This window comes from Rickettsia sp. Tenjiku01 (assembly GCF_001653015.1).
GTDB lineage: Bacteria > Pseudomonadota > Alphaproteobacteria > Rickettsiales > Rickettsiaceae > Rickettsia > Rickettsia rickettsii.
Map to the genome: position 1 here is coordinate 98,556 of NZ_BCMR01000010.1, position 25,465 is coordinate 124,020.

Here is a 25,465-nt window from a genome sequence, read left to right on the forward strand (position 1 = left end):
TCATGAGGTTGCCACGCTCCTTACAGTCGCTCGCAATGATGATTTGGTGTCCATGCAATAATACCTTGCGGGGATGACATAGAACGAGCTATACAATATTACTTACCTATGCAGAAATTTTTAAAGATCTCGCCTAGTATTTCTTCTACGTTGATAACACCCGTAATTGCACCGATGCAGCGTGCCGTCATTCTAATATCTTCAGTTGCTAGAACTAAATCATTATCTAAGCTAAAAGCCGTTAAATGTGAGAGAGCTTGTTGTAAATAGTTACGATGACGCTGATTTGTTATATAAGGAGTTTCGGTAAATCCTGCCATATTTTCGGCAATTTTTTCAATATTTTTTAATATACTTGAAAGAGCAATATTATTTTTTACTGAAACTCTTAAGCATTTATATTTATTTTCAATAGAAAAGATTTTACTAGTTTCGATTAAATCGATTTTATTAATTATTGTGATAGTATTTTCATCAATTAAATTAATAATGTCTTCATTTATGGAGGAGTCTAATTTTTCGGCATCAAACATTATAATTTTAATATCTGCTGTTTTAGCTGAATTTATAGCTCGTTTTATACCTTCCTGCTCGATAATGTCACTACTTTCTTCTCTTATACCTGCTGTATCCTGTAAAATAATAGGATAGCCGCCAATGTCTAAATGTCCCTCAATTATATCTCTAGTAGTTCCTGCAATATTTGAGACAATCGCTATATCTCTCTGCATTAAGAAGTTTAGTAAGCTAGACTTACCAACGTTTGGCGGACCGATAATTGCAAGCTTAAGACCACTTCGTAGTAATTCTCCTTTTCTGTTATCATTAAGATATTCCGATATTGTATTTACAAGGATTGTATGAGTATTAGTAACTTCATTAAGGACGGTATCAGGTATATCTTCATCCGGGAAATCTATATAAGCTTCAAGCAGAGAGATAATTTTTAAAAGCTGACTACGCCAATTATTATATAATGCTTCAAGTTTGCCGCTTGCTTGTCTAATTGCTTGCTTATGCTGCATTATAGTTTCGGCATTAATTAAATCGGCTATCCCCTCTGCTGCTGTTAAATCAAATTTGTTATTTAAAAAAGCTCTTTTGGTAAACTCTCCTGCTTCTGCCAAACGAATACCAGCTATATTTAATAATGCATTTGTCAGCATTATAGATATAGCTTTACTGCCATGCGTGTGAATTTCGACTACGTCTTCCCCGGTAAAGCTACCAGGTGACTTAAAATAAACAACCATAACATTATCGATTAGCTCCTTAGTTTCAGGGACTGTAATTTGTTGATAATACATTAATCTCGATTTAAAGTCCTTTCTACCGGTAAGTAGCTGTAAAACTTCTAAACTTTTAGGACCAGAAATCCTAAAAACTGCTACGCCTGCTTTACCGAATGCAGAGCTTTGTGCAAATATCGTTTCCACTTATTTTCTATGCCTCTTGCTTAAGTTATTTTATATAATATAATAACAACAGAAATAATCATATTATTATTACTTAAGAAAATCATGACCCCAAAAACAACCTCTTTAAACTTTAGCCGTTTAAATTGTCAAATCCCGAATTATAAAACTAAAATTCTAGAACTTAGCAAGGAACGTGAGTCAAATTCCATATATATAGATTTTGTTCAAAAGTTTTTAAATTATATTCCGATAGATTATGATTTTGAGAATAGAGCAAAATTATTCCAAAATTTTGCAGATGAAGCCTTTAAGTTTTTTAAGCAAAGGATAGCAAGAGCAAGAAAAATAGCAATAACAAAGGCAGTTATCGAAAATGATCCGGCAATAAATGTCTTGATATTACTTGATAATAAGCCGCATATTGTTGATTTTATCATATGTCTGCTTAAAAACATGAATTTGCAAACTAAGTTTTTACTCCATCCGGTAATAAACTGTGTCCGAAATAGTAAAGGAGAATTAGAAAAAATATTAGAAAATTCTGTGTCGGATGAAAAATCAGAATCAATACTACATTTAACCATTTTAGGAAATTTTGACGATAAAACTACTACATTTTTAACCGAGGCTATAAATGAAAGATTAGAAAAGTTAGAGCAAAGCTATAGCCATTTACCGCAATTACGCACAAAATTACAAGATTTATCTAAAAATATAATTGATAATTATAAATTAAATTTTAAAGAGGCTAAAGAATTCTTAAATTGGTTACAAAACGATAATTTGGTTTTATTATGGACTCTTGATTTTGAAGTAAAATCTTTAAAATTAAGCAATGAAATAGGAGCAGGAAAAATATGGCAAGAAGTAAAAGACGAGATTGATGATATTATAAAATGTTCTGCTAATCCTTTATATCAAAATCAATTAATAATACTCGGTAAAATAAATAGTGCGTCGCTTATCCATTCAGATAATTTAATCGACTATATCTTAGTGAAAAATTTTGACTCTTCGGGTGAATATATTTCGGGAAGTATAATTTTCGGTATATATAATTCAAATATGTATTACCATTCAATAAGTAATATTCCAATCCTACGACAAAAATTTAATTTTGTAATTGAGAAAGCCGGTTTTGCATTATCTGGTTATAATGCCGATAAGTTAAGAATTTTAATGGAGTCGTTACCGAGAGAAGCTTTAATACAAATTGATCAAGGCGATTTATATTGTATGTGTTTACATATGCTCTCAAGTATGATGAGTAAGAAGCTTAAATTATTTATTCAATATGATTGGTCTAGTTCTTTTCTTAATATCATAATTTTTCTGCCACGAGAACGTTTAACGGCTGAAATCCATAATATGATAGATTGTTATTTAGCAGAAAAATTCGGTAGTAAAATTTTATCCAACTATATCACCGAAGTAGCCGGTAATTTTTCTTATCTTTTTGTAACGCTTGAAGCACAAGGGGAACATAAAATAAATTTTGAAGCAGAAATAATACAGCAAGATTTAGATCGTATCTCTACATGTTGGAGTGAAGATTTTTATTTTAAGTTTTCTAAAAAATTCGGCGAATATCAAGCAGGTATTAATTTAAAGCTTTTTGATAATGTTTTTTCGGCAGATTATCGGCAAAAATTTTCTCCGGAAATAGCTTTAATAGATATTGAATATCTAACGGAAGCAAGTAAGTCACAAAAATGTATGTTTAATCTAGTTTCTGTAAATGAAACAGAATTTTACTTAAAAATATATAGTCCAAAAGTAAAACTTGCACTTTCTAACATATTGCCACCAATAGAAAATTTAGGTTTTAAAGCAATTGATGAACAAACTTTTGCAATTAAGGAGGCTCTCGAAATCAAAGAAAGCTGGATATATAATTTTATCTTAACTTCTATTGTACCTGTAAAGGATAATATTACCGAATTAAAAATAAATGTTGAAGAAGCTTTAGACAAAATGGCACTTGGGATGCTTGCTAATGATTCTTTAAGTAAATTAATAGTGCTTGCCGGTTTTAATTGGAAGCAAGTTAAACTCGTCAAAGCTTTAACAAGATATTTACATCAAACGGGATTTAGTTACGGTAAAGGCTATGTACAGTTAACGTTACTTAAACATCCCGAATATACAAAAATGTTGGTAAATCTATTTGATATAAAATTTAATCCTAAACATTCGGATAATAATTGTGACGTAATTAAAGATAAACTAAATAATTACTTAGTAACCGTTGAGATGAGTAGTGAAGATAAAGTACTACGTAATATGCTTGGTATAGTTAATGCTATTACTAGAACAAATTACTATCAACCACATAAACATATTTTTTCATTTAAGTTTGATTCTTCAAAAGTACCGGATTTACCTAAACCTGTTCCGTTTGCCGAAGCATTTGTGTATTCTAGACATTTTGAAGCTGTTCATTTAAGAGGCGGTCCCGTATCACGCGGAGGGCTTAGATGGTCGGATAGAGCAGAAGATTATAGGCTTGAGGTCCTTGGGCTTATGAAAGCACAAATGACTAAGAATTCTGTTATTGTCCCTGTCGGTTCTAAAGGCGGATTTTATGTTCATTTTACTGAGGAAGGGCTTACTCGTGATGAATATATGGAAAAAGTGGTAGAATGCTATAAGAATTTCCTTAGAGGTTTATTAGACATAACTGATAATATCATTGACGGTAAAGTAGTACATCCAAAAGACGTTATTATTTATGATAAAGAAGATCCTTATTTAGTGGTTGCTGCCGATAAAGGTACAGCCTCATTTTCGGATTATGCTAATAGTGTGGCAAGAGAATATAATTACTGGCTTGATGATGCTTTTGCTTCCGGTGGTTCTGCAGGTTACGATCATAAAAAAATGGCTATTACTTCCAAAGGAGCTTGGATTTCCGTAACTAATCACTTTAAAACTTTAGGGTTAGATGTCCAAAAAGACCCTATTACCGTCGTAGGTATAGGAGATATGTCGGGAGATGTGTTCGGTAACGGTATGCTCAGATCAGAGACTATTAAGTTAGTTGCTGCCTTTAATCATAAACATATATTTATTGATCCTACTCCTGATCCTTTATCAAGTTTTAATGAGCGTTTGCGTTTATTTAATTTAAAGGGGTCTAATTGGTCTGATTATGATTCTAAGCTTATTTCTAAAGGAGGTAAAGTATTTGAACGCATTAGTAAATTAATAAAATTATCGCCGGAAATTAAAAAATTACTTGATATAAATGATAATGAATTATCACCGGAAGAATTAATTAAAGCTATTTTAAAAGCAGATGTTGATTTATTGTGGAATGGCGGAATAGGCACTTATATCAAAGCTAAAACGGAAAATAATTTAGAAATCGGTGATAAAGCAAATGATAACCTTAGATGTAACGGTGAAGAAATTAGAGCAAAAGTTATAGCAGAAGGCGGTAATGTTGGGGTATCACAGAGAGGTAGAGTTGAATATGCTAAAAAAGGCGGGCGCATAAATGCTGACTTTATTGATAATTCAGCAGGTGTTGATTGCTCCGATCATGAGGTAAATATCAAGATTGCTTTAAGTAGTGCGATAACCTCAGGAAAAATTACTTTAGAAGAACGTAATAAACTTCTAAACGATATGACAAATCAAGTTGAAGAGTTAGTATTACTTGATAATTATAAGCAAACTGAAGCAATAACAATTATGCAACTATCTCCTACGTTAACTGTTAATATACTTAGTCAATTTATAGATATTTTAGAAGAAGAAAAAGTATTAGAGCGGGAAAATGAATTCTTGCCTAGTGTAGAAGAATTGAATAGCAGAGCTATTAGCGGTGAAGTATTAACTCGTCCTGAGCTTTGCATATTGCTATCATATAGTAAGAGATCTGCTTATCATGAGTTAATTAATTCTACTTTTTCCCATGATAAATATTTTGATGCATATCTTATAGATTATTTTCCTGAAATGATGCAAAAAAAGTTTCGTAATGAAATTTTATCTCATCCACTTAAACATGAGATTATTAAAACCGTTACTATAAATAAAATAATGAATCAGCTTGGAGGACCGCTTATTAGTATTGTAAAGCGTGAGATTGGGGCTCCTCTTTGTGATATAATAAGGTCATATACCATTATTTGTGAAATTTTTGATCTTGATGATATATGGGAAACGATAAGTAAGCTACCTACTAATATTGATTACAATGTAAAAATCGACATGTTTACCGAAATAACGAAATTAATGCGTCGAGGTATTTCGTGGTTTATTAAAAATTTAAAACATCCTATTAATATTAGTGAAACTATAGAAGAGTTTAGAGTTCCTGCACAAAACTTAAGAAAAACGGTAGATAATTTATTAGTCGGAGAAACTAAAATAAGATTTGAAGAAAAATTAAATTATTATACCACTAGCGGGGTAGAGGAATCATTGGCTGCTACTATCGCTACATTTGACAATTTAATTTCAGTATTTGACATTATATATGTAACAAAACAGACTTCAGGGAATAATAAAGAGATAGCAAAAGCTTATTTTGTTATAAGTGATATGTTTAGTCTTGATTGGTTACGTAAAGCTTGTGATAGGCAATTGAACGATTCATTTTGGCGTCGCTTAGGTATTCAATCGCTAAAAGATGATTTATATGACAAACAACGTAGATTATTAATAAAAATAATTAATAAATCTAAAACAACTATTGATTTAGATTTATGGATTGATAATAATAATAACTTAGTTAGAAATTTGCTTGATTTTATTAAAGAAATTAAAGCTCAAGAAACTATAGACTTAAATATAATTATTTTAGCAAACAAGAAATTTGAAGTTTTCTTACAAAAACTTGAGTAAATTATGTCATCAATGCTTAAGCAAATTAGGTTAGATTCAGGTAAAACTTTAAATCAGGTATCTAGTGATTTAAAAATTAGAAAAAAATATTTAGTAGCTTTAGAAGAGGGTGATTTTGATGTTTTACCGGGAGAAGTATACGTAAGAGGTTACTTAAAATTATACTTGGATTATCTTAATGTAAAAGATAGAAATGCAGAGCAGATAGAAGCTACTAAACAGAACGAAACCGAAAAATTATTAAATAATAAAAGAGCTATGGTAAATTATAAACGTAAAAAACAATTAGTACTTATATCTATTATAATGTTATCAATTATTATTGTAAGTCATCCATTCATAATTAACGCTTAAACGAAAATGGATAATGAAATATTAGACTGCTTACAGAATGAAGCTAATAAAGAGGCCTTTGAAGGAGACACGGAACGCGGCACCGCAGCGTACATAGATGTATGTGAGGATGCGAGTACAGGATCGACGTACAAATTACCTTTAGAAGCAAGTTATGTAAGCAGTCTAAAGAAATTAATGGAAGAAGTAGAACATAAACTCGATGATTTGTTGAGTATGCTTGTAAATAATCAAAATGAAGTTCAAAAATTACAAAACGAAAATAAAGCATTAAAAGATAATTATATAATAATGCTAGATCAAATTAACATTTATATTAATGAACTTGAAGAAATAAAAAAACAGCAAAAATAATTATGTCAATTGTTACGGTAAAATTAAATAACAAGAGTTTTCAATTATATTGTAATAATGGAAATGAGGAAGAATTACTATCTTTAGCGAATAAATTGAATGATAAAATAGCGGAAATTAAACTTGGTAGTCCCACAGCCTCTTTTGAGCTATTATTAGTTATGGCATCACTTAATGCACAAGCTGAAATAGCTAGTCTAACAGAAAAACTTAATAAAAATGGTCTTCAAAAAAATCATCCCGACGAAGAAAAATTCGCAGAAACCTTAACTACTATAGCAGGTTACCTAGAAAACCTTGCACGTAAAATGGGAAAGTGATATATTAGCTCTTAGCTGCTTGGTTCGTGAGCTTAATATTAACCTAGGACTACCACTAACTTTTAGGACATCGTCCCTGTCTAATACTAATTCAGTTTAGATATATGAAGTCCACCTTTACATAAAGGTCTTTGAAGGATTTTAAGTAACGGCCAAAGCGGTCATGTATACTCGTTTAATTTGAAAAATTGGCTACGTTGTCTTTTGCTGATAATCTTCACGTACTAGTATGTACGCTGCGGTTATCAGCTTCAAGATGCCTTGCTCTTTTCCAAATTAAACTTCGTCTACCTACTTTTCGTTTACTCACAGTATACCTTTAAAATGAAACAAACAAAATCACGCAATAAAGTTCTTGGTGCTTTTTTAGGCACTATTATTGAATATTACGACTATAGTTTATATGGTTTTTCAGCGGCAATTATCGCTGATAAATTCTTTTCAGCTAGTACTGATCTATTAACAAAGCTTGTAAATGTTTTTGCCGTTTATGCAGCAGCATATTTATCAAAGCCTATGGGTGCTTATCTTTTTGGACGTATAGGGGATATATACGGTCGAAAAAAAGCCTTAAGTTTTACGATTATCGGTATTGTAATCCCTACCTTAATAATAGGTTTATTGCCCGATTATTCCTCGATAGGAGTTTGGAGTACAATAATTTTAGTTTTATGTCGCTTCATGCAAGGTATTTTTATTGGAGGAGAATATGACGGTGCAGCGATTTATGTTATTGAACATTTAGGAGCAAAATACCGATTTACTGCCTCGGCAATAACTAGATGTACAGGAGTAATGGGTTTATTATGCGGAATCGGTGCAACTAATTTCTTTAATTCTCATATTTTTCCGGAGTGGGGTTGGCGTATTCCGTTTTTACTAAGTTTACCACTTGCATTAATAACTCTTTATTATCGCCGGAAATTTGATGAAACACCGGAGTTTAAAAAGGCACACTATAGCCAAGATTCTATTGAAAAACTTAGCTCTATAATTAAAAAGCAATGGAAAAATATTGCACGGTTAATATTTTTAGCCGGAGGTTTTGGAGCAACATATCAAATTGCGATCATCTTTATGAAGCAATATTTACCGATCGTATTACCTTCAGTCGGTATTATTATGAGTGCTTTTTCAGTCTTAATAGTAATATGTTTTGCTGTTTGCATGCCGATTGCCGGTTTTATTGCCGATCGCTTAGGAGTTAATTCAGTATTAAAAATCGCATTTATATGTACTATTACAGCAAGTGTATTTTTTGTAATAGCAGTAAAATATCAAATGACTAATTTAGGGCTTGCATCTAGTTTAATGTTAGCTGCATCAGTTGCACCTTTTAATTCTCTTGCTCATAGTATAGTTATTAAGTCTTTTGTAGTTAAAGAACGCTATCGTGTTATAAGTTTAGGACATAATATCGGCTCAATGTTAATGTCCGGTACTGCTAATTATATTTGTGTAAAGGTAATAAAATCATTTGATTTTAACCTATTCCCGATTTTATATCTTTGCATGTTTGCCGTACTTGCTTATTCTATGACCATATTATTTAACCGTAATAGGTACAAAATAAATCTTGACGATAACTTTAAATGTGATGCATAAAATTTTTCATAAATCTATAATTTTTATTATGTATACAAGGAAATATTAGTTTTACCGATGCAAACGGAAGTATATACGTTAGATATTGGTAATTGCAAAGAACGTAAATATAACTATGAAGCTCATTTGGAAGAATTGTTGAAGCAAGAAATTTCTTTAGCAATGCAGAAGAATGGTTTAAGAGTTAAGCTATTGTACAACAAAGATATTAGAACACAAAAGCTTGATGATTTAGTATCTCGTTTCCGTAGCTCCTATAATAATACTTATACTGCTTTATATATGCCTTTATTATGGTCTGAAGGAAAAGCTTTCTCAATGACTCAAAATATAGGTGAACCTGTTATAATGTTAGGAGAAAAAACAGGAGCTGATATATTTCTATTACTTAATTATGTGCAAATGATAAAGACTAATGGAGCTCGTACACGTGACTTTTTAATAAGTGCTTTGGGTTGTTCAGTAAGTAATGCAGATAATATATTTATGTCTATAGGAATTAGTAGAAGCAAAAAGTGGTAGAATATTATGGACTAATGCAACGCCCCAAGCACAACCATTTTTAGTAGCTCTATGTTCTCTTCTCGTGAGAAATCAGAAATTGGCAATTTTTATTCAGTAATAAATATGCTTTTATCTCCATTATAAAGTGAATTTTGTGTCGTTCAGGGGTGTATATTCACGGGATCCAGTAAAACATATAGTATGGGTAGACAAAACACATCTAATTTAAGTGCATAAACTATAAATCATTTTTATCAAATAGGAAAAATTCACCTATTTCAGGGGTAATCAACTTATTTTCATCAATATTATGTTTTTTCATAGCTTGTCGGAGTTCCAAAGGAGCGGCATTAAATGCTTAATCAGCTAATTATAGAAAATATTTAGCGCCTAAGTCCAAATGAGTAAATACGGCTTCTTCAGGATGCATATGCACCGGTTTCATAAACCATCTTGGTTCATAAGCCCCTATCGGAATAAGGCTTATTAAAATATTATGTTTTTTGTTCGATCTATTTAAAAAGATTATCGTAACCCGAAGCACCTATAAAACAAATATCTCCTATCTTAGTTTTAATGATCAAAGTTCCCCATAATGCTTTATTTTTATCAAATATTCCTCTAGCCGACCAATGCTGTGTCGGTTCTAAATAAAGTTCTACATCGCCTTTAATTTCATCAAATGTATCTTGTCTGAAGCGTTTGAGATTTAGCTGTGTATTTTTGCTGCTAGTTATTTTTTGTGGTGGAATATCAGTGGAAGTAAACGGCAGTGCTGTCGGCCATTTTGGTCGTTTTGAAGTTATCTTCTATTTTAGAATATCAAGTAAGGTTTTAAGTTTTATATTAGGCTCAATATTGAAAAACATATTTTTATTTAGATAGACCTTCCTTTCGGTTTATTAGAGCTTTTAACTTGTTCAGCAAAAGATTTTGTCTTTTTATTTGTTGGTTTATGAATAAACCCTCTAGTTTTTTCTCCTATCAACATGGCTTCTTGCAGTATATCTTTTGGTAGTTTAGCTATAGATGCCGATATTTCCGGAGTTTGTTTTATTTCTACCGTTATCTTTTTTATTTTATTTATATCTCTGCCTATTACTTCATCTAGTGGAACATTTTTATAATCTGCAAGAGCAACAATTGCTCGCATATCAGGCATTTTTGTACGACCATCTAGAAAATTTTTCCACGCTGTTTCATGAGTACCTGTTTTTTCACTTAACTTATACGGGGTTATATTATCTGTTTCTAATATATTCAGTACAAATTTTTTAAAATTATTTCTAATTTCTTCTGGATCATCTTTATTTGTTTCTGATATATCGTTAATCCGATTAACTCTTTCTTTTGACCTTATATCTTCGCTCATTATTGTTTCCTGTAAAATTTACTCTACAAATTGAGAGTTAAAATAACTTCATAGATAGCCTCTTAGACTTATTTATTAATATATAACTAATAAACAGTAAATAGAAGATAATTATATGAAAATAATAAATTTAAGCTATTGAATTAAGTATTTAGGTCTTATATATGAAATTTAAATTAATCTGTTTTAACTTTTTTTGTCACAAATTATAAAATTTTTCTGTAGTATGAGCCATGTCTGTTCCTCTTCTTTTTCTATAAATTAAATTTCAGATGCAGAATCTAAGATATTTTAAAAAGATTATATAAATTAAAAATTGTTTTTTCTACATCTTGATCATTTATGAATAAGGTAATTTTAACTTCTGATAATTGTATCATGTGAACATTTATATTATCGTTCGTTAACTTTGATAATATTGTTTCAAGTAATTTACAATCATTTTTAATCCCATAACCAATAAGAGAGATTGTAGCAATTTCGGTATCAAAAGTAAAATCTTGTATCTGCTTATCATCTTTTAAATTAGTCAGTAAAGCTTGTAAATTATTTTTATCGGTTAAATTTGTAATAAAACTATATTCTACATTATTTTTTATCTCTTGCATAAACTCAATATGATTATTGTTTTGTGTAATCATATTTGCAACTTGCAAAAAACTTAAAGACATGCTCTTTACAGATATTTTTAATAAATTTTTATTAGAAGTAATGCTGTTAATAATCCCATTCTCCATATTTTTATCCTTTGAAGTGATTAACGTACCTTCTGTATCCGGTGAAAATGTTGACAGAACACGCATATCTATTTTATACCGCATTACTAACTCTCCGGCTCTAGGGTGTAGTACTTTTGCTCCACTTGATGCTAGTTCTAACATTTCTAAAAAATCTATTTCTTTTATCTTTTTGGCATTTGGAATAATTCTTGGATCAGCAGTAAATATTCCCTCTACATCGGTATAAATATCACATCTATCGGCTTTCATAGCTGCAGCGATTAAGGCGGCAGTAGTATCAGATCCTCCTCTGCCCAAAGTAGTTAACCTATTGGATTTGTTAATTCCTTGAAAACCGGCTATTATAGGGATAGTATTTAACTGTAAATATTTTTCTAGTAAATCTGTAGTAATTGATTCTACTAAAGCTTTACTATGATTATTATCGGTGAGCATCGGTAATTGCCAAGCTAGAAATGATCGCGCCTTTATGTCTTCTTCTTGAAGAGCGAGCGCTAGTAATGAAGCAGTGACTATTTCACCGCTAGAAAGTGCTACATCATATTCTGCAAATTGAGCAATGTTATTAAGGCTTGATACTTCATTACACAATGTGACAAGTTGATTAGTAACACCTGCCATAGCCGAAACTACTACAATTACTTGGTTATTTTTAGCTATTTCGGTTTTTATGATAGGAACGATTCTTTTTATTCTATCAATATTTGCAACGGAAGTGCCACCGAACTTTTGAATTATTAAGGCCATAAGTAAAGAAAGCCTAATAGAATATTATGTTATATAATTAATTTCCGCCTGTCGTCATCTAGCGCACTTACAGACATTATTGTGTGGAAGGGTTTTCAATTGTCATATTGCGACTTAATCGCGGGATCCAGCTTAAAATACTAATAATATTAGTACTTTAAATTATTTTTATGGACCCAAGTCACGGGGTGACCAAGTAGATTTTATCAATCAACGTAACAATGCCATAAAAAGCATTTTTCGTTCTACGTAACACTAGTAGATCAAACCGCAATACTTAAGTACTTGCAATTTCTTTAACATTCACGATTTTATGATTTCGCTTAGTTAAAAATTCTACTCTACCTTCTATCAAAGCAAATATTGTATGATCTTTGCCAAGCCCTACATTCGTTCCAGGATGAATTTTTGTGCCGCGTTGTCTAACTATAATATTACCGGGTATTACATATTGTCCATCGGATTTTTTAACTCCCAGCCTTCGACCAGCCGAGTCTCTTCCGTTTCTAGAACTACCACCGGCTTTTTTGGTTGCCATTTTATAATTCCTTTTAAGTTATTATTATTGTTTGGTAATATCTAATATTTTTAATTCCGTCAATTCTTGACGATGACCGGCTTTACGACGATAATTTTTTCTACGCTTTTTCTTAAAGACTATAATTTTATTATCTTTAAGTTGGTTAGTAATTTCAGCCGTAACGACAGCCCCTTTAACTATTGGAGTCCCAATAAAAGAAGGCTTTGAGTATTCACCAATCATTAAAATTTGATCAAACTGAATTTTAGAGCCAAGTTCTCCATCAATTTTTTCGACTTTAATAATACTATTTCTGTCTACTTTATATTGTTTTCCACCTGCTTTTATAACTGCGAACATGAAAACTATCTCTTTAAAAATTTATAAATATTTATCGTATCATATTATTATATTAGAAATTAGTCAATGATCTTTTTTTATAGCAAATCTATTGTCGAATATCTATTAACACAAATATAATTGCGTATTGAGTTACCGCAGCAAATATTGCGGCTAGCAAATCATCAAGCATAACGCCGATACTGCCCTTAATATTTTTGTTCAACCAATTAATAGGCCAGGGCTTTACTATATCAAAAAATCGGAATAGACAAAAAGGTAATACGAAAAGTAATATAATATTTATTGTTAGCGGACTAAAATATTTAATTAAATACGATTCATTAGCAAATAAAGCGGAAAAAAATACTAAAACAATAGTTAGCATTTGCCCTACTACTTCATCAATGACCACTTCTTTAGGGTCTTCTGAATTTGTATAATTTAAATATATTTTAGTAAAATAAGTGCCGAGTATTAAGAGTATCAAACATAGGCTAAAGCTTATAATAAATATACTGACAAGTTGAGCTTCACCGAGAGTAAGACTTAAGAAAGGAATGATTATTTTGTTATTAACAATAAAATATATTAAGAAATAAGTTAGAGGGAAAGCAGCAATTGATCCAAAAGTGCCTGGGCAGTATTTTATTTTCCCGATATAAAAAAAAGTAGCAAAAAATTCTGAAAATTGTTTTTTAGTAAACATTTCTTTAATTATTTTATCCTAGATTAGAGCTATAATATCTTATATAATTAAATTTTAACTTATACAGCAAAAAAATATCATGGGAATGAGCTTTAGCCATTTATTAATAGTTTTATTAATTATTTTTGTATTATTCGGTGCCGGCAAATTACCGCAAGTCATGTCCGATCTTGCTAAAGGTCTTAAAGCTTTTAAAGACGGCATGAAAGACGACGGTAGTGATAATGATAAAAATAAATAATTAATCTTTAGTGTCCCTTTGTCATCCTGTGACTTGACCAGCCTTGTTGTATGGCTATGGCGTGAAAAACCTACTCAATGTCATTCCCGCTTCCGTGGGAATGACATCCTGAACGTTCGTACAACACATGGTCAGGTTACTGAGTGATCAAGATACAACAACGCCCTAATTTCCTGAAACAGTAGAATATATCCCATTCTCTTTCCTAATAATATCATATCGTCTCTGAGCTACTCCATTGATGAAATAAATATTACCGGATAAACCTATATAAGGTTGTCTACTGTTCATTCTATTTAAAAACCTTTCAGATGCAAATTCATTGCCTATATAGTTTGCAGTCATACGTCCTAAATCATAAGAAAGAAGATGCATGAAGCCTATATGGTTAATACCTAAGTCTTTTGCCCTATCCGGAACGTTGCTATTGAGTAAATTTAAAGAGCCGGTAAAGCTAATATCGATCTTTTCAGGGTAATCGATATCAATACGATGATCACCGATTAAAATAGCCTTTTTATCTAAATTATATTTACGAATACTATCAGCGAGTAGGTTTAAATTTTTTGGATCGTCTGATAGATAAATAACCGGTTTTGTCGTGTCGCTATGTTCATTTATAATATCGGTATTGTCTGAAATATTTCTTGCGGCTTTTGCTATAGATTCAGGATTATCCTCATAAAATTCAGTGCGTGATAATGATGCATTGTTCTGAATCAATATATTTTGCATTACTTGACTAATAGTTTGCGAATGCTTCCCTTTAGGTAATAATGCCATAAAATCTTTATGGTTGTTACTTGCGTAATAATTAATGATACGTATCAGTTGTTTTAAAGGTGCATGACCGAATACAAATAATTTATCTTCTGCAAGAGCCGGATTATTTGACATAGTTATTATAATAATATCATTTGCCTTTGCTTTTTCGGCTATTAGAGAGGTAAAGTTAGAATATAGAGGACCTAAAATAATCTTAGTTTTACGTGCTACTATTTTATCCATAGCGGCTAAAACGTTTTTTTCGTCTGAACCATCGTAAGAAGTAACATGTATGTAAGATTTGATTCCGTCATTAAGTCCCATTTTAATTAAATCTTTATATTGTTTCCCGACAATACTATCAGGACCCTGATTTGGCATTAAAATTGCAATCTCAATTTCTGTTTGTTCTTTTTTAGGAAAACTTATAGGTTCTTCTTTAGGAGTTTGACAGGACGTTAAATATATCAAGCAAAAAAATGATAGAACGATTCGTAGTTTATGTTTTATACTAGCCATAATGTTACTTAAAATTAAAAAACTATGATTAGATATCTTTCCAAACCGGGATTATATATTGTTTCAACACCGATCGGTAATTTTGAAGATATAACGCTTCGTGCTATATCGACTTTAAAAAATTCGGATATTATCTTATGCGAGGATACTAGAATATCACAAAAATTGCTAGCAAAACATGACATTCATACAAAATTACAAATTTATAATGAGCATAGTGACGAGAAAGATAGAGAAAATATCATAAGTTTAATAAAATCGGGCAATATAATAAGCTTAATTTCTGATGCAGGGACTCCTTTAATTTCCGATCCCGGCTATAAGTTAGTTAGAGGTATACGCAATCTTAATTGTCATATAGACGTAGTACCGGGAGTATCTGCACCGGTTACTGCTCTAACTTTATCGGCTCTTCCTACTGATCGATTTTTATTTCACGGGTTTTTACCTAAAACTATAGAAAGTAAGAAAAAGATTTTTTCTGAACTAGTAAATTTTAAGGCTACTTTGATTTTTTTTGAAACGGCTCCTCGTTTGATAAATACTTTATCGGTAGCTAAGGAAATACTAGGAAACCGAGAAATATGTGTAGCTCGTGAGTTAACTAAACTGTATCAAGAAATAAAAACAGGGGATATAGATGAAATAATAGAGTTCTATCAAAATAATATTTTAAAAGGTGAGATAGTATTGTTGATTTCAGGAAATATACAGGAACAAAACCAACACAAAAATTTAGAAAAATTTATAGAACTTTGCTTAAGTAAAAACTTAAGTAGTAAAACTACTACCGAACTTGTTTATGACAAATTCAAAGATGTTTATAGTAAAAAAGAGATATATAGATTGTTGAATAAGCAAAAGATTTAATATAAATTTATAGTAGAATATTTACCTCAGAATAAAGAGAAAATCACATTTAGTAACATAATAATATGTTGTCAAAAGTTAATCCGAGAGTAGATTTAGCATTTAAAAAAATCTTCGGAGTAGAAGAGAATAAAGATTTATTGATATCGCTTATTAATTCGATAGTAAGTTAGAAAGATCAGATTGTAGAAGTAACATTACTTAATCAGTATAATCCAAAGAATTTTAAAGCCGATAAACTATCTATACTTGATATAAAAGCCAAAAGTAAAAGCAGTAAAAGGTATAAATCGAAATCCAAGTAACCGATGAAGTGGATTACGATAAAAGAGCTTTGTATTACTGGGCGAAAATGTATACGGAGCAACTGAAAGAGGGATCAGATTATGTAGCATTAAATAAAACAATAGGGATACACATACGTAACTTTACCAGTATTACAGATACAGATGAATATCATAATTCTTTTCAGTTAAAGGAAATAAAAAGTGGTTTAGTATCTTTTAAAGATATAGAGTTACATACGATAGAGATTAATAAATTTGCTAAGCATCCTAAGGAGGAGTTATCTGATGTCGTCAAGAAAGTTAAAAATGCTTTAGATATATGGCTAGCATTTTTAACACGTAATGATTTATTAAATAAAGATAATTTACCGAAAGAATTGGATAATGATGTATTGAAAAAAGCATTAACCGTGCTTGAGGTAATAAATTTAAATGATGCAGAAAGAGAGGAATATGAAAATCGTTTAGAGTGGCTTAGAATTGAAACTAGTGCTTTTAAAAAGATGAGAGAGGAAGGAAGAGCTGAAGGCGAAGCTAGAAGAAATATTGAAATAGCAAAAGAAATGCTAATTGATAAAGAGCCTCTAGAACAATAATTAAATATACTAAACTTTCAAAAGAAGAAATAGAAAAGCTAAAAGCAGAAATCGATAAGGCAGAAAAATAAAAAGTCGTCTGCGATATATACTCCGAGTAAATGAAGAATCGGCAGACGACCCATTATAAAAAACAGTATACTTAGTTAGCTGAGCTGTAAGGACAGCCGCAACCTTTTTGAGGCTTATTGCTTTCTGCCGAATCTTTAAGTTTTTTACTGGCTGCCTGCATATCTTGACCTGCACCTTGCATTGTATTACAAGCACTTGTTAAGAAAGCTACAGCTACTAATATAGAAGTTATAAGTGCTGAACGCATAAATGTTACCTTTATCAAATTGGGCCTAGATATTATGAAGTAAGCAAAAAATTGTCAACTTGAAAATATATTAATTTTTAGTATTAAGAATTAATATTTAAAAGATTTACAAAATGAAAGAAATCAATGATCAATTGAAAGAAGCACTATCTTTTATGAAAGACGGTGTCTTAGATTGTCCAAATTTAGAGGGAATAAGCTTACAAGAGATTTTTAATTTTCTTCAAAATCCTTATATAGTAAAGGATAAAATTATCGCTCGTGATATATCAACTTATGAACATTGGAAAGAAGTAAATGATTTTATTTTGCAATTAAATGATAATTCATCTTTTAAGCCCCAAACTATAGAAATTTATACCTTCTATAGATATATGGAAGATATTTTGAATTTAAGATTAAAAACAGGCATAAATATTACTAATCATAATGATGTTAATATGACAGATCGCAGAAAAGAGGCTTTATTAAAAAAATTCTTAGAGAGATTTAAAAAAAATAATTTTACTAAAGATGAAGAACAGTTAAGTCAATTTATAAAAGCTGTATGTAAAGAAGCTAAAACCCCGGATGGAATCGAAATGCAATATGGGCGAGCTTTACGGCTTGGTTCTAAGTATAATTTCAGTAAAATAGATAAACAATATTCTGATTTACAGGGTATTTTAAAAAGTTACAAGAGACACAAATACAAAAAGTAAATTCAGAAATTCATCATTATAAACAGGAAGATGATTTACATTTTTATATGGTAAAAGTCAACGGAGCGAATATGTCTGCTTGGCAAGATTTTTTGGGTAAGCAGAGTAGATTTCAAAGTTCTTATCAAGGTAATGATCTGGTGATAAAAATTTTTAAGGGGAAGTATGCCTTTTCCGCTAGCTTAGATTATCATGATCAAGGCTTAACCGATGTATTATGTAGCCTTTGTTTCCAATAAAATATGACTCGCGTGATACTTCATCTATAGAGATGTTTATAACCATGCTGACTTCTCAAAATGCAAGCTTTATTTCGCATTCTGGTATAGCAAGACTTCCAATATAAAGAAAAACCTTTTATTATAAAACATAAAAATCTTGCAGTTAAACTTCATAGTTTTATTGCCGTCTGTGCCAAAGATATTTATTCTAATAAAAAAGAATATATGATTACTGTACCGGTAAAAGAAATGACACAAATAATTCTTAAAGAATATGAGAAAAAAGGAGTTTTAGATAAAATATATATAGGACATCAGCAAGAAAATTTAGATAAACCCCTATAAAACTTATTGAGGATAATGACAAAACTTTATTTAGTCTTTATGATAAAAACGGTAATATATTACATGAATTAACTAGTGCACAAATGGAAGGAGAATTCGCTTGGTTTTGCAAACATCCGTATCTATGCAGGGGGCAAGGTAAAAGGTGCACCGTTCGTTACTTGTCATTTGGAAACATTAGCAACACTTGATCCTAAACCTAATTCTATAGAACATGAATATTATTCAGCAATAATTGGTAAGTTATAAGATTTACTATAACTCTTATTTAAGGTTAAAATAATAATCGCAATACTCTTTAATAGGGCAGATGTTGCAATCGGGTTTTCTAGCTTTGCATATATATCTGCCGTGCAGAATTAGCCAGTGATGGGCATGCGTTAGACATTTTTTATCGATAATCTGCAGTAGCTCTTTTTCTACTATTTCAGGAGTACCGCCTTTAGCAAGCCCGATTCTGTTGGCTACTCTAAAGACATGCGTATCAACTGCCATTGTAGGCATGCCGAATAAGCAATTTAGTACAACATTAGCAGTTTTTCTGCCAACGCCCGGTAGTTTAATTAATGCCTTAAAATCATTCGGTACTGAAGCTTGATAATTGCTTATCAATATTTTACATAATGCGATAATATTTTTTGCTTTGCTGTTAAATAGTCCTATAGATTTTATATATTTTTTAAGTCCTTCTTCGCCGAGTTCTAAAATTTTTTCTGGTGTATCATAAGTTTCAAATAAAGATTTAGTTGCTAAATTTACTGATATATCGGTGGCTTGAGCAGATAATATTACCGCTACTAATAAGGTAAAATCATTCTTATATATTAATTCGGTTTTCGGATTTGGATTATTCTTGCTAAAAATCTCAAAAATTTTATTAACTATTTGTGCTTGCATATATTGCTATAGAAAGTGTATTTTAGAAGATAAATTATTGAGTCTTAAAATGCTAGAAAATAAAAATTTTAAATTTATAGAAAATGAGATAAAAAATAATAAAGTAGTATTGTTCATGAAAGGTATTAAAAAGTCGCCTGCATGCGGATTTTCAGGAACCGTAGTAGCTATTTTGAATAAATTAGGTGTAGAATTTCGTGATATTAATGTACTTTTTGATGCTGAATTACGTGAAGATTTAAAAAAATTTAGCGACTGGCCGACATTCCCACAATTATACATTAACGGAGAATTAGTCGGCGGGTGTGATATTGCTAGAGAGTTATATCAAAGTGGAGAACTTGAGAAGATGTTGAAAGCGTATACTCGGTGAATTGCAAAAATTGGCGTAGTCGTCTAGCAAGTTCTGCGGTGTTCAATTCAGTATACCCTCCGCTCCTCGCCTTGCAGACTCCTTGCTCTTTTTGAAATTGACCTTCGTATACTACTACTCAACCTTAATATTTTAAGTACATAAACATATAAAAACATGAGCAAATATTTAGAATACCCCGAAGTAGAAAGTAAAGAGCAGCCGCCGAAGAAGCTAGTAGTATTACTGCACGGTGTCGGCTCGGACGGACATGATTTAATAGGACTTGTGCCTTATATCAAAAATTATTTACCCAATTGTCATTTTATTTCCCCGCATGGTATCGAGCCTTATGATATGATGCCTTATGGTAGACAATGGTTTAGTTTGCAAGACCGCAGCCCGCATATTATGGCAAAGCTAATTGCAAATAATATTTCTAAGGTTGAAGATATAATAAAGCAAAAGCAGGACGAGTTAAATCTAGCCAACAAAGATACTGTCATTATTGGCTTTTCTCAAGGTACGATGATAGGATTATATTTAACACTAGTTCAAAAAGAGCCGTTTTTCTGTACTATAGGTTTTTCGGGTGCATTAATTCCACCTATGGAAGTTAATAATAAGCTTACTCCTATATGCTTGATTCATGGAGAATTAGATGAGGTGGTCGGTGTTAGCGAGATGTATAATGCTTCAAACTATTTATCTAAGCTGCATATAGAGCATAGCGGAAATAAATTAACATCTCTTGCTCATTCAATAGATGGACGGGGGCTTGAGATTGCGATTAATTTTATAAATAACCGTCATTGCGAGCAGCCGTAGGCTGCGTGGCAATCTCAGGATTTTGGTATGAGATTGCTTCGTCAAAATTTTCAATTTTTCCTCGCAATGATGATTAGATATCTACAAAACAAAACCAAAAAATATGAGGATGAATGAATATTTTTAATAATAATTTACACGAAACGGATAAAGAGATTAATGAAATAATAAAGCATGAAAAGCTACGTCAAAGTAGCGTAATCGAGCTTATTGCATCAGAAAATTTCGTAAGTCCTGCTGTGCTTGAAGCTCAAGGGGCGCTTCTGACTAACAAATATGCCGAAGGATACCCAAGTAAGCGATTCTATAACGGTTGCGAGGAAGTAGATAAAGCTGAAAATTTAGCTATAGAACGAGTAAAAAAACTCTTTAACTGCAAATATGCAAATGTCCAACCTCATTCAGGATCACAAGCAAATCAGGCTGTATATCTTGCTTTATTACAGCCGGGTGATAAGGTTCTTGGTATGTCCTTAGATAGCGGCGGGCATCTAACGCACGGTGCAGCTCCTAATATGTCTGGTAAATGGTTTAACACCGTTTCTTATAGCGTAAATAAAGAGACTTATTTAATCGATTATGATGAGATTGAACGCTTAGCGGATTTGCATAAACCAAAATTACTTATAGCCGGTTTTTCTGCTTATTCTCGTAATATTGATTTTGCAAAATTTAGAGAAATTGTGGATAAAGTAGGAGCTTACTTTATGGCAGATATTGCTCATATTGCAGGACTTGTTGCCACAGGTGAGCATCAAAGCCCTATTCCTTACGCTCACGCTGTTACCTCTACTACTCATAAAACACTTAGAGGTCCAAGAGGCGGTTTAATTTTATCTAACGATGAAGAGATAGGTCAAAAAATAAATTCTGCATTATTTCCAGGACTACAAGGTGGTCCGTTAATGCATATAATAGCTGCAAAAGCCGTAGCTTTTTTAGAAAATTTGCAGCCTGAATATAAAAGTTATATTCAGCAGGTAATAAGTAACGCTAAAGCTTTAGCAAGTAGCTTGCAAGAAAGAGGGTATGATATATTAACAGGTGGTACCGATAATCATATTGTTTTAGTGGATTTGCGTAAAGACGGAATCACGGGTAAGCTTGCTGCAAATTCTTTGGATAGAGCAGGGATTACGTGTAATAAGAATGCTATCCCGTTTGATGAAACTTCGCCTTTTATCACTTCAGGTATTCGCCTTGGTACTCCCGCATGTACTACTAGAGGCTTTAAAGAAAAGGATTTTGTATTAGTCGGTCATATGGTAGCAGATATTTTAGACGGCTTAAAAAATAATGAAGATAATAGCGCTCTTGAGCAGAAAGTATTAAATGAAGTGACAAAATTAATTGAATTATTTCCGTTTTATGGCTAATTTAAATAAACGACCTGATTGGATAAAAGTAAAAGCTCCTAATTCTACAGAGTACTATAATACAAAAGATTTAATAAAGAATCTGAGATTAAATACTGTGTGCGAGGAAGCTGCTTGTCCTAATATTGGTGAGTGCTGGTCAAAAAAACATACAACTGTGATGATTTTAGGTTCGGTTTGTACTAGAGCTTGTAGGTTTTGTAACGTTAAAACGGGTAGACCGGATTTACTTGATCCGTATGAACCGCAAAGGTTAGCGGAGGCGGTACAAAAGCTAAATCTTAAGCATGTAGTAATTACTTCCGTCGATCGTGATGATCTTGAGGATGGCGGAGCGTCACATTTTGCGGAGTGTATTAGCGAAATCCGAAAATCATCGCCAAATACTACTATTGAGATTCTAACACCCGATTTTTTAAGAAAAGAAGGAGCAGCTGAAATAATAGCAAACGCAAAACCTGACGTTTTTAACCATAATGTCGAAACAGTACCGTCTTTATACAAAACGATTAGACCGGGGGCTAGATATTATAATTCTTTAAGCTTACTTCATAATATTAAAAAATTATCTCCTGAAATTTTTACAAAATCCGGTATGATGGTAGGACTTGGGGAAGAAATAAATGAAGTAGTACAGGTTATAGATGATTTAAGAGAAGCAAAGGTTGATTTCCTAACTATCGGGCAGTATCTGCAGCCTACCAAAAATCATGCTGAGGTCGCAAAATATGTTACGCCGGAAGAGTTTAAATATCTAGAGCGAGTAGCAAAAACAAAAGGATTCTTGATGGTTTCGGCAAGTCCGCTAACCCGTTCTTCATACCATGCCGATGAGGATTTTCAAAAATTAAAAGAGAATTACCAACAAAAACTGGTGTCTTAAAATATCATGCTTATTGCCTGTGTGGCCAGTTTCATAGCTATTATCTTTGTTTACTAAAGTAAATAATCCTTATGTTGATTAATTTATATATATGATGTCATACGTGTAACACACGTGTATACGAGTATTTTATGCAGAAGAAATTGACAATTACTATAAGCGGTTTATTATAGGTTTTATTCTGTAAAAGGTGAACGTAAAATTAGCAAATTTATTGAGCAACTTAGTTAAAACCTTATGTAATTAATGAGAAGCTTGGAGCCGCTTACAAAGCCATGGCTCAAGATACAAAAGCTGAGGAGAAGGGTTAATAGAACGCGATTTTTATGAAAAGAGCTGAGGTATGGTGGTCGACTTTAATCCTTTGTTAGGTGGGAAGTCGCTAAGGTAAGACCGGCAATAATTACTCAAATGCTTTATTAAATCGTGTGCAAGTAATACCTTTAACTAGTAACATCGATAAATGCTATCCTTGTGAAGCCTACGTAATGATAGGTAGCAAAAAAGGTAAAGCCATGACTGATCGAATAATGACAGTAAGCAAATTAAGATTAAAATCTAAAATTAACGTTATCTCTAATGAAGATATACAGCTTTTAAAATATGCTCTTAAGTTACAGCTAAGTCTATAACGACTATTTATTCAATATTTGGTACAATGATAAACGTAGAAATTGTAAGAAACTACAACAAATGGCGTGAGCATAAGCAGATAAATAAGAGTTTAATCAAAAAAATAACTCAAAATATTTTATTGCGGTTTGATAATTTTAGTAAAATAAAACAATTTGAATTATCAATTTTACTAACAAATGCTGCAGAAATATTGACCTTAAACAAACAATTTCGTAATATAGAAAAAGCTACTAACGTTCTTTCTTTTCCAAGCAACGAATTAAATTGGCAGGATTTATATTCTAAACTTGAATTTTTAGGTGACTCTGATTATATGCATTTAGGTGATATAGCATTTTGTTATGAGGTAATATATAATGAATCGTGCGAGCAGCACAAAACTTTTGAGAATCATTTTATTCATCTTTTAATACATAGTATTTTACACTTAATTGGTTTTGATCATCAAAATGACACAGAAGCAAATATTATGGAAAATCTAGAAATTGAAATGTTATCATATTTTGGTATTTTCCCCCCTTATTAACTAAATAAAAAAATTTATGTTAAAATCTTCAAAAAAAGAAGATTCTAGTAAAAAAAATCAAAATAATAAGTTAATTTTTACTGTACGAAAATTATTCTCTCCGATAAAAAATTTTTTTAGAAAAACAAAAACGCCCGATAATTTTTTTGGTGTCATAAAACGCCTTAAAATTAATAGCCAAAAAATGACTTTAGACGAGCGTAATATTTTAGCTAATTTATTGGAGCTAGAAGATAAAACTATTGAAGATATAATGGTACCACGTTCCGATATTGCGGCAATAAAATTAACTACGAATCTAGAAGAATTAAGTGAGTCTATTAAGTTAGAAGTTCCACATACACGAACTCTTATATATGACGGTACTTTGGATAATGTAGTAGGGTTCATTCATATCAAGGATTTATTTAAAGCATTGGCTACAAAGCAAAACGGTCGTTTAAAAAAGCTTATACGTAAGCATATAATTGCAGCTCCTTCTATGAAATTATTAGATTTGCTAGCAAAAATGCGTCGTGAGAGAACACATATTGCAATAGTTGTTGATGAGTATGGCGGTACTGATGGTTTAGTTACTATTGAAGATCTTATAGAAGAAATAGTAGGACGAATAGATGATGAGCATGATCAGCAATTAGATAGCGATAATTTCAAGGTTATTAATAACTCAACAATTATTTCAAATGCACGTGTTGAAGTAGAAGTGCTTGAAGAAATAATAGGAGAAAAGCTACACAATGATTATGATGAGTTTGATACGATAGGTGGATTAGTATTGACTAGAGTCAGTAGTGTTCCGGCTATCGGTACTAGAATAGATATTTCAGAAAATATTGAAATTGAAGTTACGGACGCAACTCCTCGTTCTTTAAAACAAGTCAAAATTAGACTAAAAAACGGTTTGAATGGTCAATGAATACGAATTTAGAGTCGGTGTGTCCTCTAAATTCGTTAAAAATATTTTATTATTATATTGCAGATTGTGCTTCATTTCCTATCATCGGACTTTCTTACGAAGTTGCGTCTGTATAATGCTCATATGCTAGAATTGCTCCCATTGTTGCTACTATGTCGGCACTACATTTGAGAATAAAAGCCGGAGATTTAAATCACCTGCTATCACATAAATTCCAACAGCACATGCTCCTACTACTGCAAGTTTACCATACCAAGGGGTTGGTATCATCACTTCTAAATAACTCGACTATTTTGTTAAGCATAAAAATAAACCTAATTAGTTAATATTAAATTAAAGCCGTATTTATAT

Annotated in this window: 27 protein-coding genes, 1 other RNA gene and 2 pseudogenes; 20 read left to right on the forward strand and 10 right to left on the reverse strand. The window is 31.5% G+C overall.

Annotated features, from left to right (window positions below):
* Nucleotides 1–98: 98 nt before the first annotated feature.
* Entirely contained in the window at nt 99–1,436 is a 1,338-nt protein-coding gene (gene mnmE / locus TENJIKU01_RS04075) for a tRNA uridine-5-carboxymethylaminomethyl(34) synthesis GTPase MnmE (RefSeq protein ID WP_064429301.1), read from the reverse strand.
* 84 nt (nt 1,437–1,520) lie between these two features.
* On the opposite strand from mnmE, the gene TENJIKU01_RS04080 reads away from it, so the two are divergent.
* The 7 genes from TENJIKU01_RS04080 (at nt 1,521) to TENJIKU01_RS04110 (ending at nt 9,427) form a co-directional block, all read left to right on the forward strand.
* Entirely contained in the window at nt 1,521–6,272 is a 4,752-nt protein-coding gene (locus TENJIKU01_RS04080; RefSeq protein ID WP_064429302.1) for an NAD-glutamate dehydrogenase, read from the forward strand.
* 3 nt (nt 6,273–6,275) lie between these two features.
* Nucleotides 6,276–6,626, forward strand: coding sequence for a helix-turn-helix domain-containing protein (locus TENJIKU01_RS04085; RefSeq protein WP_064429303.1), 351 nt, complete (start codon nt 6,276–6,278; stop codon nt 6,624–6,626).
* Between the two features lie 6 nt (nt 6,627–6,632).
* Nucleotides 6,633–6,980 carry a palindromic element RPE1 domain-containing protein gene (locus tag TENJIKU01_RS04090; protein WP_064429304.1) on the forward strand — a complete coding sequence of 116 codons (348 nt, stop codon included), beginning with the start codon at nt 6,633–6,635 and terminating at the stop codon, nt 6,978–6,980.
* A 2-nt stretch (nt 6,981–6,982) separates the two neighbouring features.
* Nucleotides 6,983–7,300 carry a cell division protein ZapA gene (locus TENJIKU01_RS04095; RefSeq protein ID WP_064429305.1) on the forward strand — a complete coding sequence of 106 codons (318 nt, stop codon included), beginning with the start codon at nt 6,983–6,985 and terminating at the stop codon, nt 7,298–7,300.
* Nucleotides 7,301–7,309: 9 nt separating this feature from the next.
* Nucleotides 7,310–7,468, forward strand: a non-coding RNA gene (gene ssrS, locus TENJIKU01_RS04100) — 6S RNA.
* A 156-nt stretch (nt 7,469–7,624) separates the two neighbouring features.
* Complete coding sequence (locus tag TENJIKU01_RS04105; protein ID WP_064429306.1) at nt 7,625–8,905, forward strand: MFS transporter; 1,281 nt, start codon at nt 7,625–7,627, stop codon at nt 8,903–8,905.
* Between the two features lie 57 nt (nt 8,906–8,962).
* Entirely contained in the window at nt 8,963–9,427 is a 465-nt protein-coding gene (locus TENJIKU01_RS04110) for a hypothetical protein (RefSeq protein WP_227779959.1), read from the forward strand.
* A gap of 656 nt (nt 9,428–10,083) precedes the next feature.
* Here the strand turns inward: TENJIKU01_RS04110 and TENJIKU01_RS10685 are convergent.
* The 6 genes and pseudogenes from TENJIKU01_RS10685 to TENJIKU01_RS04135 all read right to left on the reverse strand — a co-directional run.
* A pseudogene (locus TENJIKU01_RS10685) lies at nt 10,084–10,278 on the reverse strand (hypothetical protein); the annotation flags it as partial.
* A gap of 8 nt (nt 10,279–10,286) precedes the next feature.
* Nucleotides 10,287–10,781 carry a helix-turn-helix domain-containing protein gene (locus TENJIKU01_RS04115; RefSeq protein ID WP_064429307.1) on the reverse strand — a complete coding sequence of 165 codons (495 nt, stop codon included), beginning with the start codon at nt 10,779–10,781 and terminating at the stop codon, nt 10,287–10,289.
* Between the two features lie 281 nt (nt 10,782–11,062).
* Nucleotides 11,063–12,268, reverse strand: a complete 1,206-nt coding sequence (locus tag TENJIKU01_RS04120; RefSeq protein ID WP_064429308.1) for an aspartate kinase — start codon at nt 12,266–12,268, stop codon at nt 11,063–11,065.
* A 277-nt stretch (nt 12,269–12,545) separates the two neighbouring features.
* The gene (gene rpmA / locus TENJIKU01_RS04125; RefSeq protein ID WP_064429309.1) at nt 12,546–12,806 is read right to left on the reverse strand and encodes a 50S ribosomal protein L27; all 261 of its coding nucleotides are present in this window, start codon (nt 12,804–12,806) and stop codon (nt 12,546–12,548) included.
* A 24-nt stretch (nt 12,807–12,830) separates the two neighbouring features.
* Complete coding sequence (gene rplU, locus TENJIKU01_RS04130; protein WP_004997480.1) at nt 12,831–13,148, reverse strand: 50S ribosomal protein L21; 318 nt, start codon at nt 13,146–13,148, stop codon at nt 12,831–12,833.
* Between the two features lie 88 nt (nt 13,149–13,236).
* On the reverse strand, nt 13,237–13,836 hold the full coding sequence (locus tag TENJIKU01_RS04135; RefSeq protein ID WP_064429310.1) for a phosphatidylglycerophosphatase A: 600 nt from the start codon (nt 13,834–13,836) through the stop codon (nt 13,237–13,239).
* A gap of 79 nt (nt 13,837–13,915) precedes the next feature.
* Between TENJIKU01_RS04135 and TENJIKU01_RS04140 the strand changes: the two genes are divergently transcribed.
* Nucleotides 13,916–14,077, forward strand: a complete 162-nt coding sequence (locus TENJIKU01_RS04140) for a Sec-independent protein translocase subunit TatA (protein ID WP_004997483.1) — start codon at nt 13,916–13,918, stop codon at nt 14,075–14,077.
* A gap of 165 nt (nt 14,078–14,242) precedes the next feature.
* On the opposite strand, the gene TENJIKU01_RS04145 is transcribed toward TENJIKU01_RS04140, so the two are convergent.
* Nucleotides 14,243–15,361 (reverse strand): penicillin-binding protein activator, encoded by a 1,119-nt coding sequence (locus tag TENJIKU01_RS04145; RefSeq protein ID WP_064429311.1) that lies wholly within the window; start codon nt 15,359–15,361, stop codon nt 14,243–14,245.
* A gap of 24 nt (nt 15,362–15,385) precedes the next feature.
* On the opposite strand from TENJIKU01_RS04145, the gene rsmI reads away from it, so the two are divergent.
* The 3 genes from rsmI to TENJIKU01_RS04160 all read left to right on the forward strand — a co-directional run bounded on the left by rsmI (nt 15,386) and on the right by TENJIKU01_RS04160 (nt 17,114).
* A complete protein-coding gene (gene rsmI / locus TENJIKU01_RS04150) occupies nt 15,386–16,231 on the forward strand; it encodes a 16S rRNA (cytidine(1402)-2'-O)-methyltransferase (RefSeq protein ID WP_064429312.1) in 846 nt (281 codons plus the stop codon).
* A gap of 65 nt (nt 16,232–16,296) precedes the next feature.
* On the forward strand, nt 16,297–16,404 hold the full coding sequence (locus TENJIKU01_RS08495; protein ID WP_153019870.1) for a PD-(D/E)XK nuclease family transposase: 108 nt from the start codon (nt 16,297–16,299) through the stop codon (nt 16,402–16,404).
* Nucleotides 16,405–16,544: 140 nt separating this feature from the next.
* On the forward strand, nt 16,545–17,114 hold the full coding sequence (locus TENJIKU01_RS04160; RefSeq protein WP_255374203.1) for an Rpn family recombination-promoting nuclease/putative transposase: 570 nt from the start codon (nt 16,545–16,547) through the stop codon (nt 17,112–17,114).
* A 142-nt stretch (nt 17,115–17,256) separates the two neighbouring features.
* Here TENJIKU01_RS04160 and TENJIKU01_RS04165 read toward each other — a convergent pair whose 3' ends face one another.
* Nucleotides 17,257–17,433 (reverse strand): entericidin A/B family lipoprotein, encoded by a 177-nt coding sequence (locus TENJIKU01_RS04165; protein ID WP_064429324.1) that lies wholly within the window; start codon nt 17,431–17,433, stop codon nt 17,257–17,259.
* A 113-nt stretch (nt 17,434–17,546) separates the two neighbouring features.
* On the opposite strand from TENJIKU01_RS04165, the gene TENJIKU01_RS09725 reads away from it, so the two are divergent.
* Both TENJIKU01_RS09725 and TENJIKU01_RS08920 read left to right on the forward strand, forming a co-directional pair.
* Complete coding sequence (locus tag TENJIKU01_RS09725) at nt 17,547–18,134, forward strand: hypothetical protein (protein WP_227779961.1); 588 nt, start codon at nt 17,547–17,549, stop codon at nt 18,132–18,134.
* Between the two features lie 641 nt (nt 18,135–18,775).
* On the forward strand, nt 18,776–18,949 hold the full coding sequence (locus TENJIKU01_RS08920) for a hypothetical protein (RefSeq protein WP_172795038.1): 174 nt from the start codon (nt 18,776–18,778) through the stop codon (nt 18,947–18,949).
* Nucleotides 18,950–18,964: 15 nt separating this feature from the next.
* Here TENJIKU01_RS08920 and nth read toward each other — a convergent pair whose 3' ends face one another.
* On the reverse strand, nt 18,965–19,597 hold the full coding sequence (gene nth / locus TENJIKU01_RS04185; RefSeq protein ID WP_064429314.1) for an endonuclease III: 633 nt from the start codon (nt 19,595–19,597) through the stop codon (nt 18,965–18,967).
* Between the two features lie 49 nt (nt 19,598–19,646).
* On the opposite strand from nth, the gene grxD reads away from it, so the two are divergent.
* The 7 genes and pseudogenes from grxD to tlyC all read left to right on the forward strand — a co-directional run bounded on the left by grxD (nt 19,647) and on the right by tlyC (nt 25,114).
* Complete coding sequence (grxD, locus tag TENJIKU01_RS04190; protein WP_012151266.1) at nt 19,647–19,970, forward strand: Grx4 family monothiol glutaredoxin; 324 nt, start codon at nt 19,647–19,649, stop codon at nt 19,968–19,970.
* Nucleotides 19,971–20,126: 156 nt separating this feature from the next.
* Entirely contained in the window at nt 20,127–20,777 is a 651-nt protein-coding gene (locus TENJIKU01_RS04195; RefSeq protein ID WP_064429315.1) for a hydrolase, read from the forward strand.
* A gap of 113 nt (nt 20,778–20,890) precedes the next feature.
* Nucleotides 20,891–22,153 carry a serine hydroxymethyltransferase gene (gene glyA, locus TENJIKU01_RS04200; protein WP_064429316.1) on the forward strand — a complete coding sequence of 421 codons (1,263 nt, stop codon included), beginning with the start codon at nt 20,891–20,893 and terminating at the stop codon, nt 22,151–22,153.
* Nucleotides 22,146–23,036 (forward strand): lipoyl synthase, encoded by an 891-nt coding sequence (lipA, locus tag TENJIKU01_RS04205; RefSeq protein WP_004997515.1) that lies wholly within the window; start codon nt 22,146–22,148, stop codon nt 23,034–23,036. Before glyA ends, lipA begins: the two co-directional genes overlap by 8 nt.
* A 410-nt stretch (nt 23,037–23,446) precedes the next feature.
* A pseudogene (locus TENJIKU01_RS04210) lies at nt 23,447–23,668 on the forward strand (type II toxin-antitoxin system PemK/MazF family toxin); the annotation flags it as partial.
* A gap of 26 nt (nt 23,669–23,694) precedes the next feature.
* Complete coding sequence (ybeY, locus tag TENJIKU01_RS04215; protein WP_064429317.1) at nt 23,695–24,198, forward strand: rRNA maturation RNase YbeY; 504 nt, start codon at nt 23,695–23,697, stop codon at nt 24,196–24,198.
* Nucleotides 24,199–24,214: 16 nt separating this feature from the next.
* Nucleotides 24,215–25,114, forward strand: coding sequence for a hemolysin C (tlyC, locus tag TENJIKU01_RS04220; protein WP_012151259.1), 900 nt, complete (start codon nt 24,215–24,217; stop codon nt 25,112–25,114).
* Nucleotides 25,115–25,465: the final 351 nt, after the last annotated feature.

Excerpts from the sequence above, each read along its gene's own strand:
- ybeY (WP_064429317.1), top strand. The coding sequence starts at position 23,695 with ATGATAAACGTAGAAATTGTAAGAAACTACAACAAATGGCGTGAGCAT.
- tlyC (WP_012151259.1), top strand. The coding sequence starts at position 24,215 with ATGTTAAAATCTTCAAAAAAAGAAGATTCTAGTAAAAAAAATCAAAAT.
- TENJIKU01_RS04135 (WP_064429310.1), bottom strand. The coding sequence starts at position 13,836 with ATGTTTACTAAAAAACAATTTTCAGAATTTTTTGCTACTTTTTTTTAT.
- lipA (WP_004997515.1), top strand. The coding sequence starts at position 22,146 with ATGGCTAATTTAAATAAACGACCTGATTGGATAAAAGTAAAAGCTCCT.
- TENJIKU01_RS09725 (WP_227779961.1), top strand. The coding sequence starts at position 17,547 with ATGAAAGAAATCAATGATCAATTGAAAGAAGCACTATCTTTTATGAAA.
- TENJIKU01_RS04085 (WP_064429303.1), top strand. The coding sequence starts at position 6,276 with ATGTCATCAATGCTTAAGCAAATTAGGTTAGATTCAGGTAAAACTTTA.
- TENJIKU01_RS04140 (WP_004997483.1), top strand. The coding sequence starts at position 13,916 with ATGGGAATGAGCTTTAGCCATTTATTAATAGTTTTATTAATTATTTTT.
- grxD (WP_012151266.1), top strand. The coding sequence starts at position 19,647 with ATGCTAGAAAATAAAAATTTTAAATTTATAGAAAATGAGATAAAAAAT.
- rpmA (WP_064429309.1), bottom strand. The coding sequence starts at position 12,806 with ATGGCAACCAAAAAAGCCGGTGGTAGTTCTAGAAACGGAAGAGACTCG.
- TENJIKU01_RS04095 (WP_064429305.1), top strand. The coding sequence starts at position 6,983 with ATGTCAATTGTTACGGTAAAATTAAATAACAAGAGTTTTCAATTATAT.
- TENJIKU01_RS04165 (WP_064429324.1), bottom strand. The coding sequence starts at position 17,433 with ATGCGTTCAGCACTTATAACTTCTATATTAGTAGCTGTAGCTTTCTTA.
- TENJIKU01_RS04120 (WP_064429308.1), bottom strand. The coding sequence starts at position 12,268 with ATGGCCTTAATAATTCAAAAGTTCGGTGGCACTTCCGTTGCAAATATT.
- rplU (WP_004997480.1), bottom strand. The coding sequence starts at position 13,148 with ATGTTCGCAGTTATAAAAGCAGGTGGAAAACAATATAAAGTAGACAGA.
- TENJIKU01_RS04195 (WP_064429315.1), top strand. The coding sequence starts at position 20,127 with ATGAGCAAATATTTAGAATACCCCGAAGTAGAAAGTAAAGAGCAGCCG.
- glyA (WP_064429316.1), top strand. The coding sequence starts at position 20,891 with ATGAATATTTTTAATAATAATTTACACGAAACGGATAAAGAGATTAAT.
- TENJIKU01_RS04105 (WP_064429306.1), top strand. The coding sequence starts at position 7,625 with ATGAAACAAACAAAATCACGCAATAAAGTTCTTGGTGCTTTTTTAGGC.
- TENJIKU01_RS04115 (WP_064429307.1), bottom strand. The coding sequence starts at position 10,781 with ATGAGCGAAGATATAAGGTCAAAAGAAAGAGTTAATCGGATTAACGAT.
- TENJIKU01_RS08495 (WP_153019870.1), top strand. The coding sequence starts at position 16,297 with ATGTTGTCAAAAGTTAATCCGAGAGTAGATTTAGCATTTAAAAAAATC.
- TENJIKU01_RS04145 (WP_064429311.1), bottom strand. The coding sequence starts at position 15,361 with ATGGCTAGTATAAAACATAAACTACGAATCGTTCTATCATTTTTTTGC.
- TENJIKU01_RS04090 (WP_064429304.1), top strand. The coding sequence starts at position 6,633 with ATGGATAATGAAATATTAGACTGCTTACAGAATGAAGCTAATAAAGAG.
- rsmI (WP_064429312.1), top strand. The coding sequence starts at position 15,386 with ATGATTAGATATCTTTCCAAACCGGGATTATATATTGTTTCAACACCG.
- TENJIKU01_RS04110 (WP_227779959.1), top strand. The coding sequence starts at position 8,963 with ATGCAAACGGAAGTATATACGTTAGATATTGGTAATTGCAAAGAACGT.
- TENJIKU01_RS04080 (WP_064429302.1), top strand. The coding sequence starts at position 1,521 with ATGACCCCAAAAACAACCTCTTTAAACTTTAGCCGTTTAAATTGTCAA.
- nth (WP_064429314.1), bottom strand. The coding sequence starts at position 19,597 with ATGCAAGCACAAATAGTTAATAAAATTTTTGAGATTTTTAGCAAGAAT.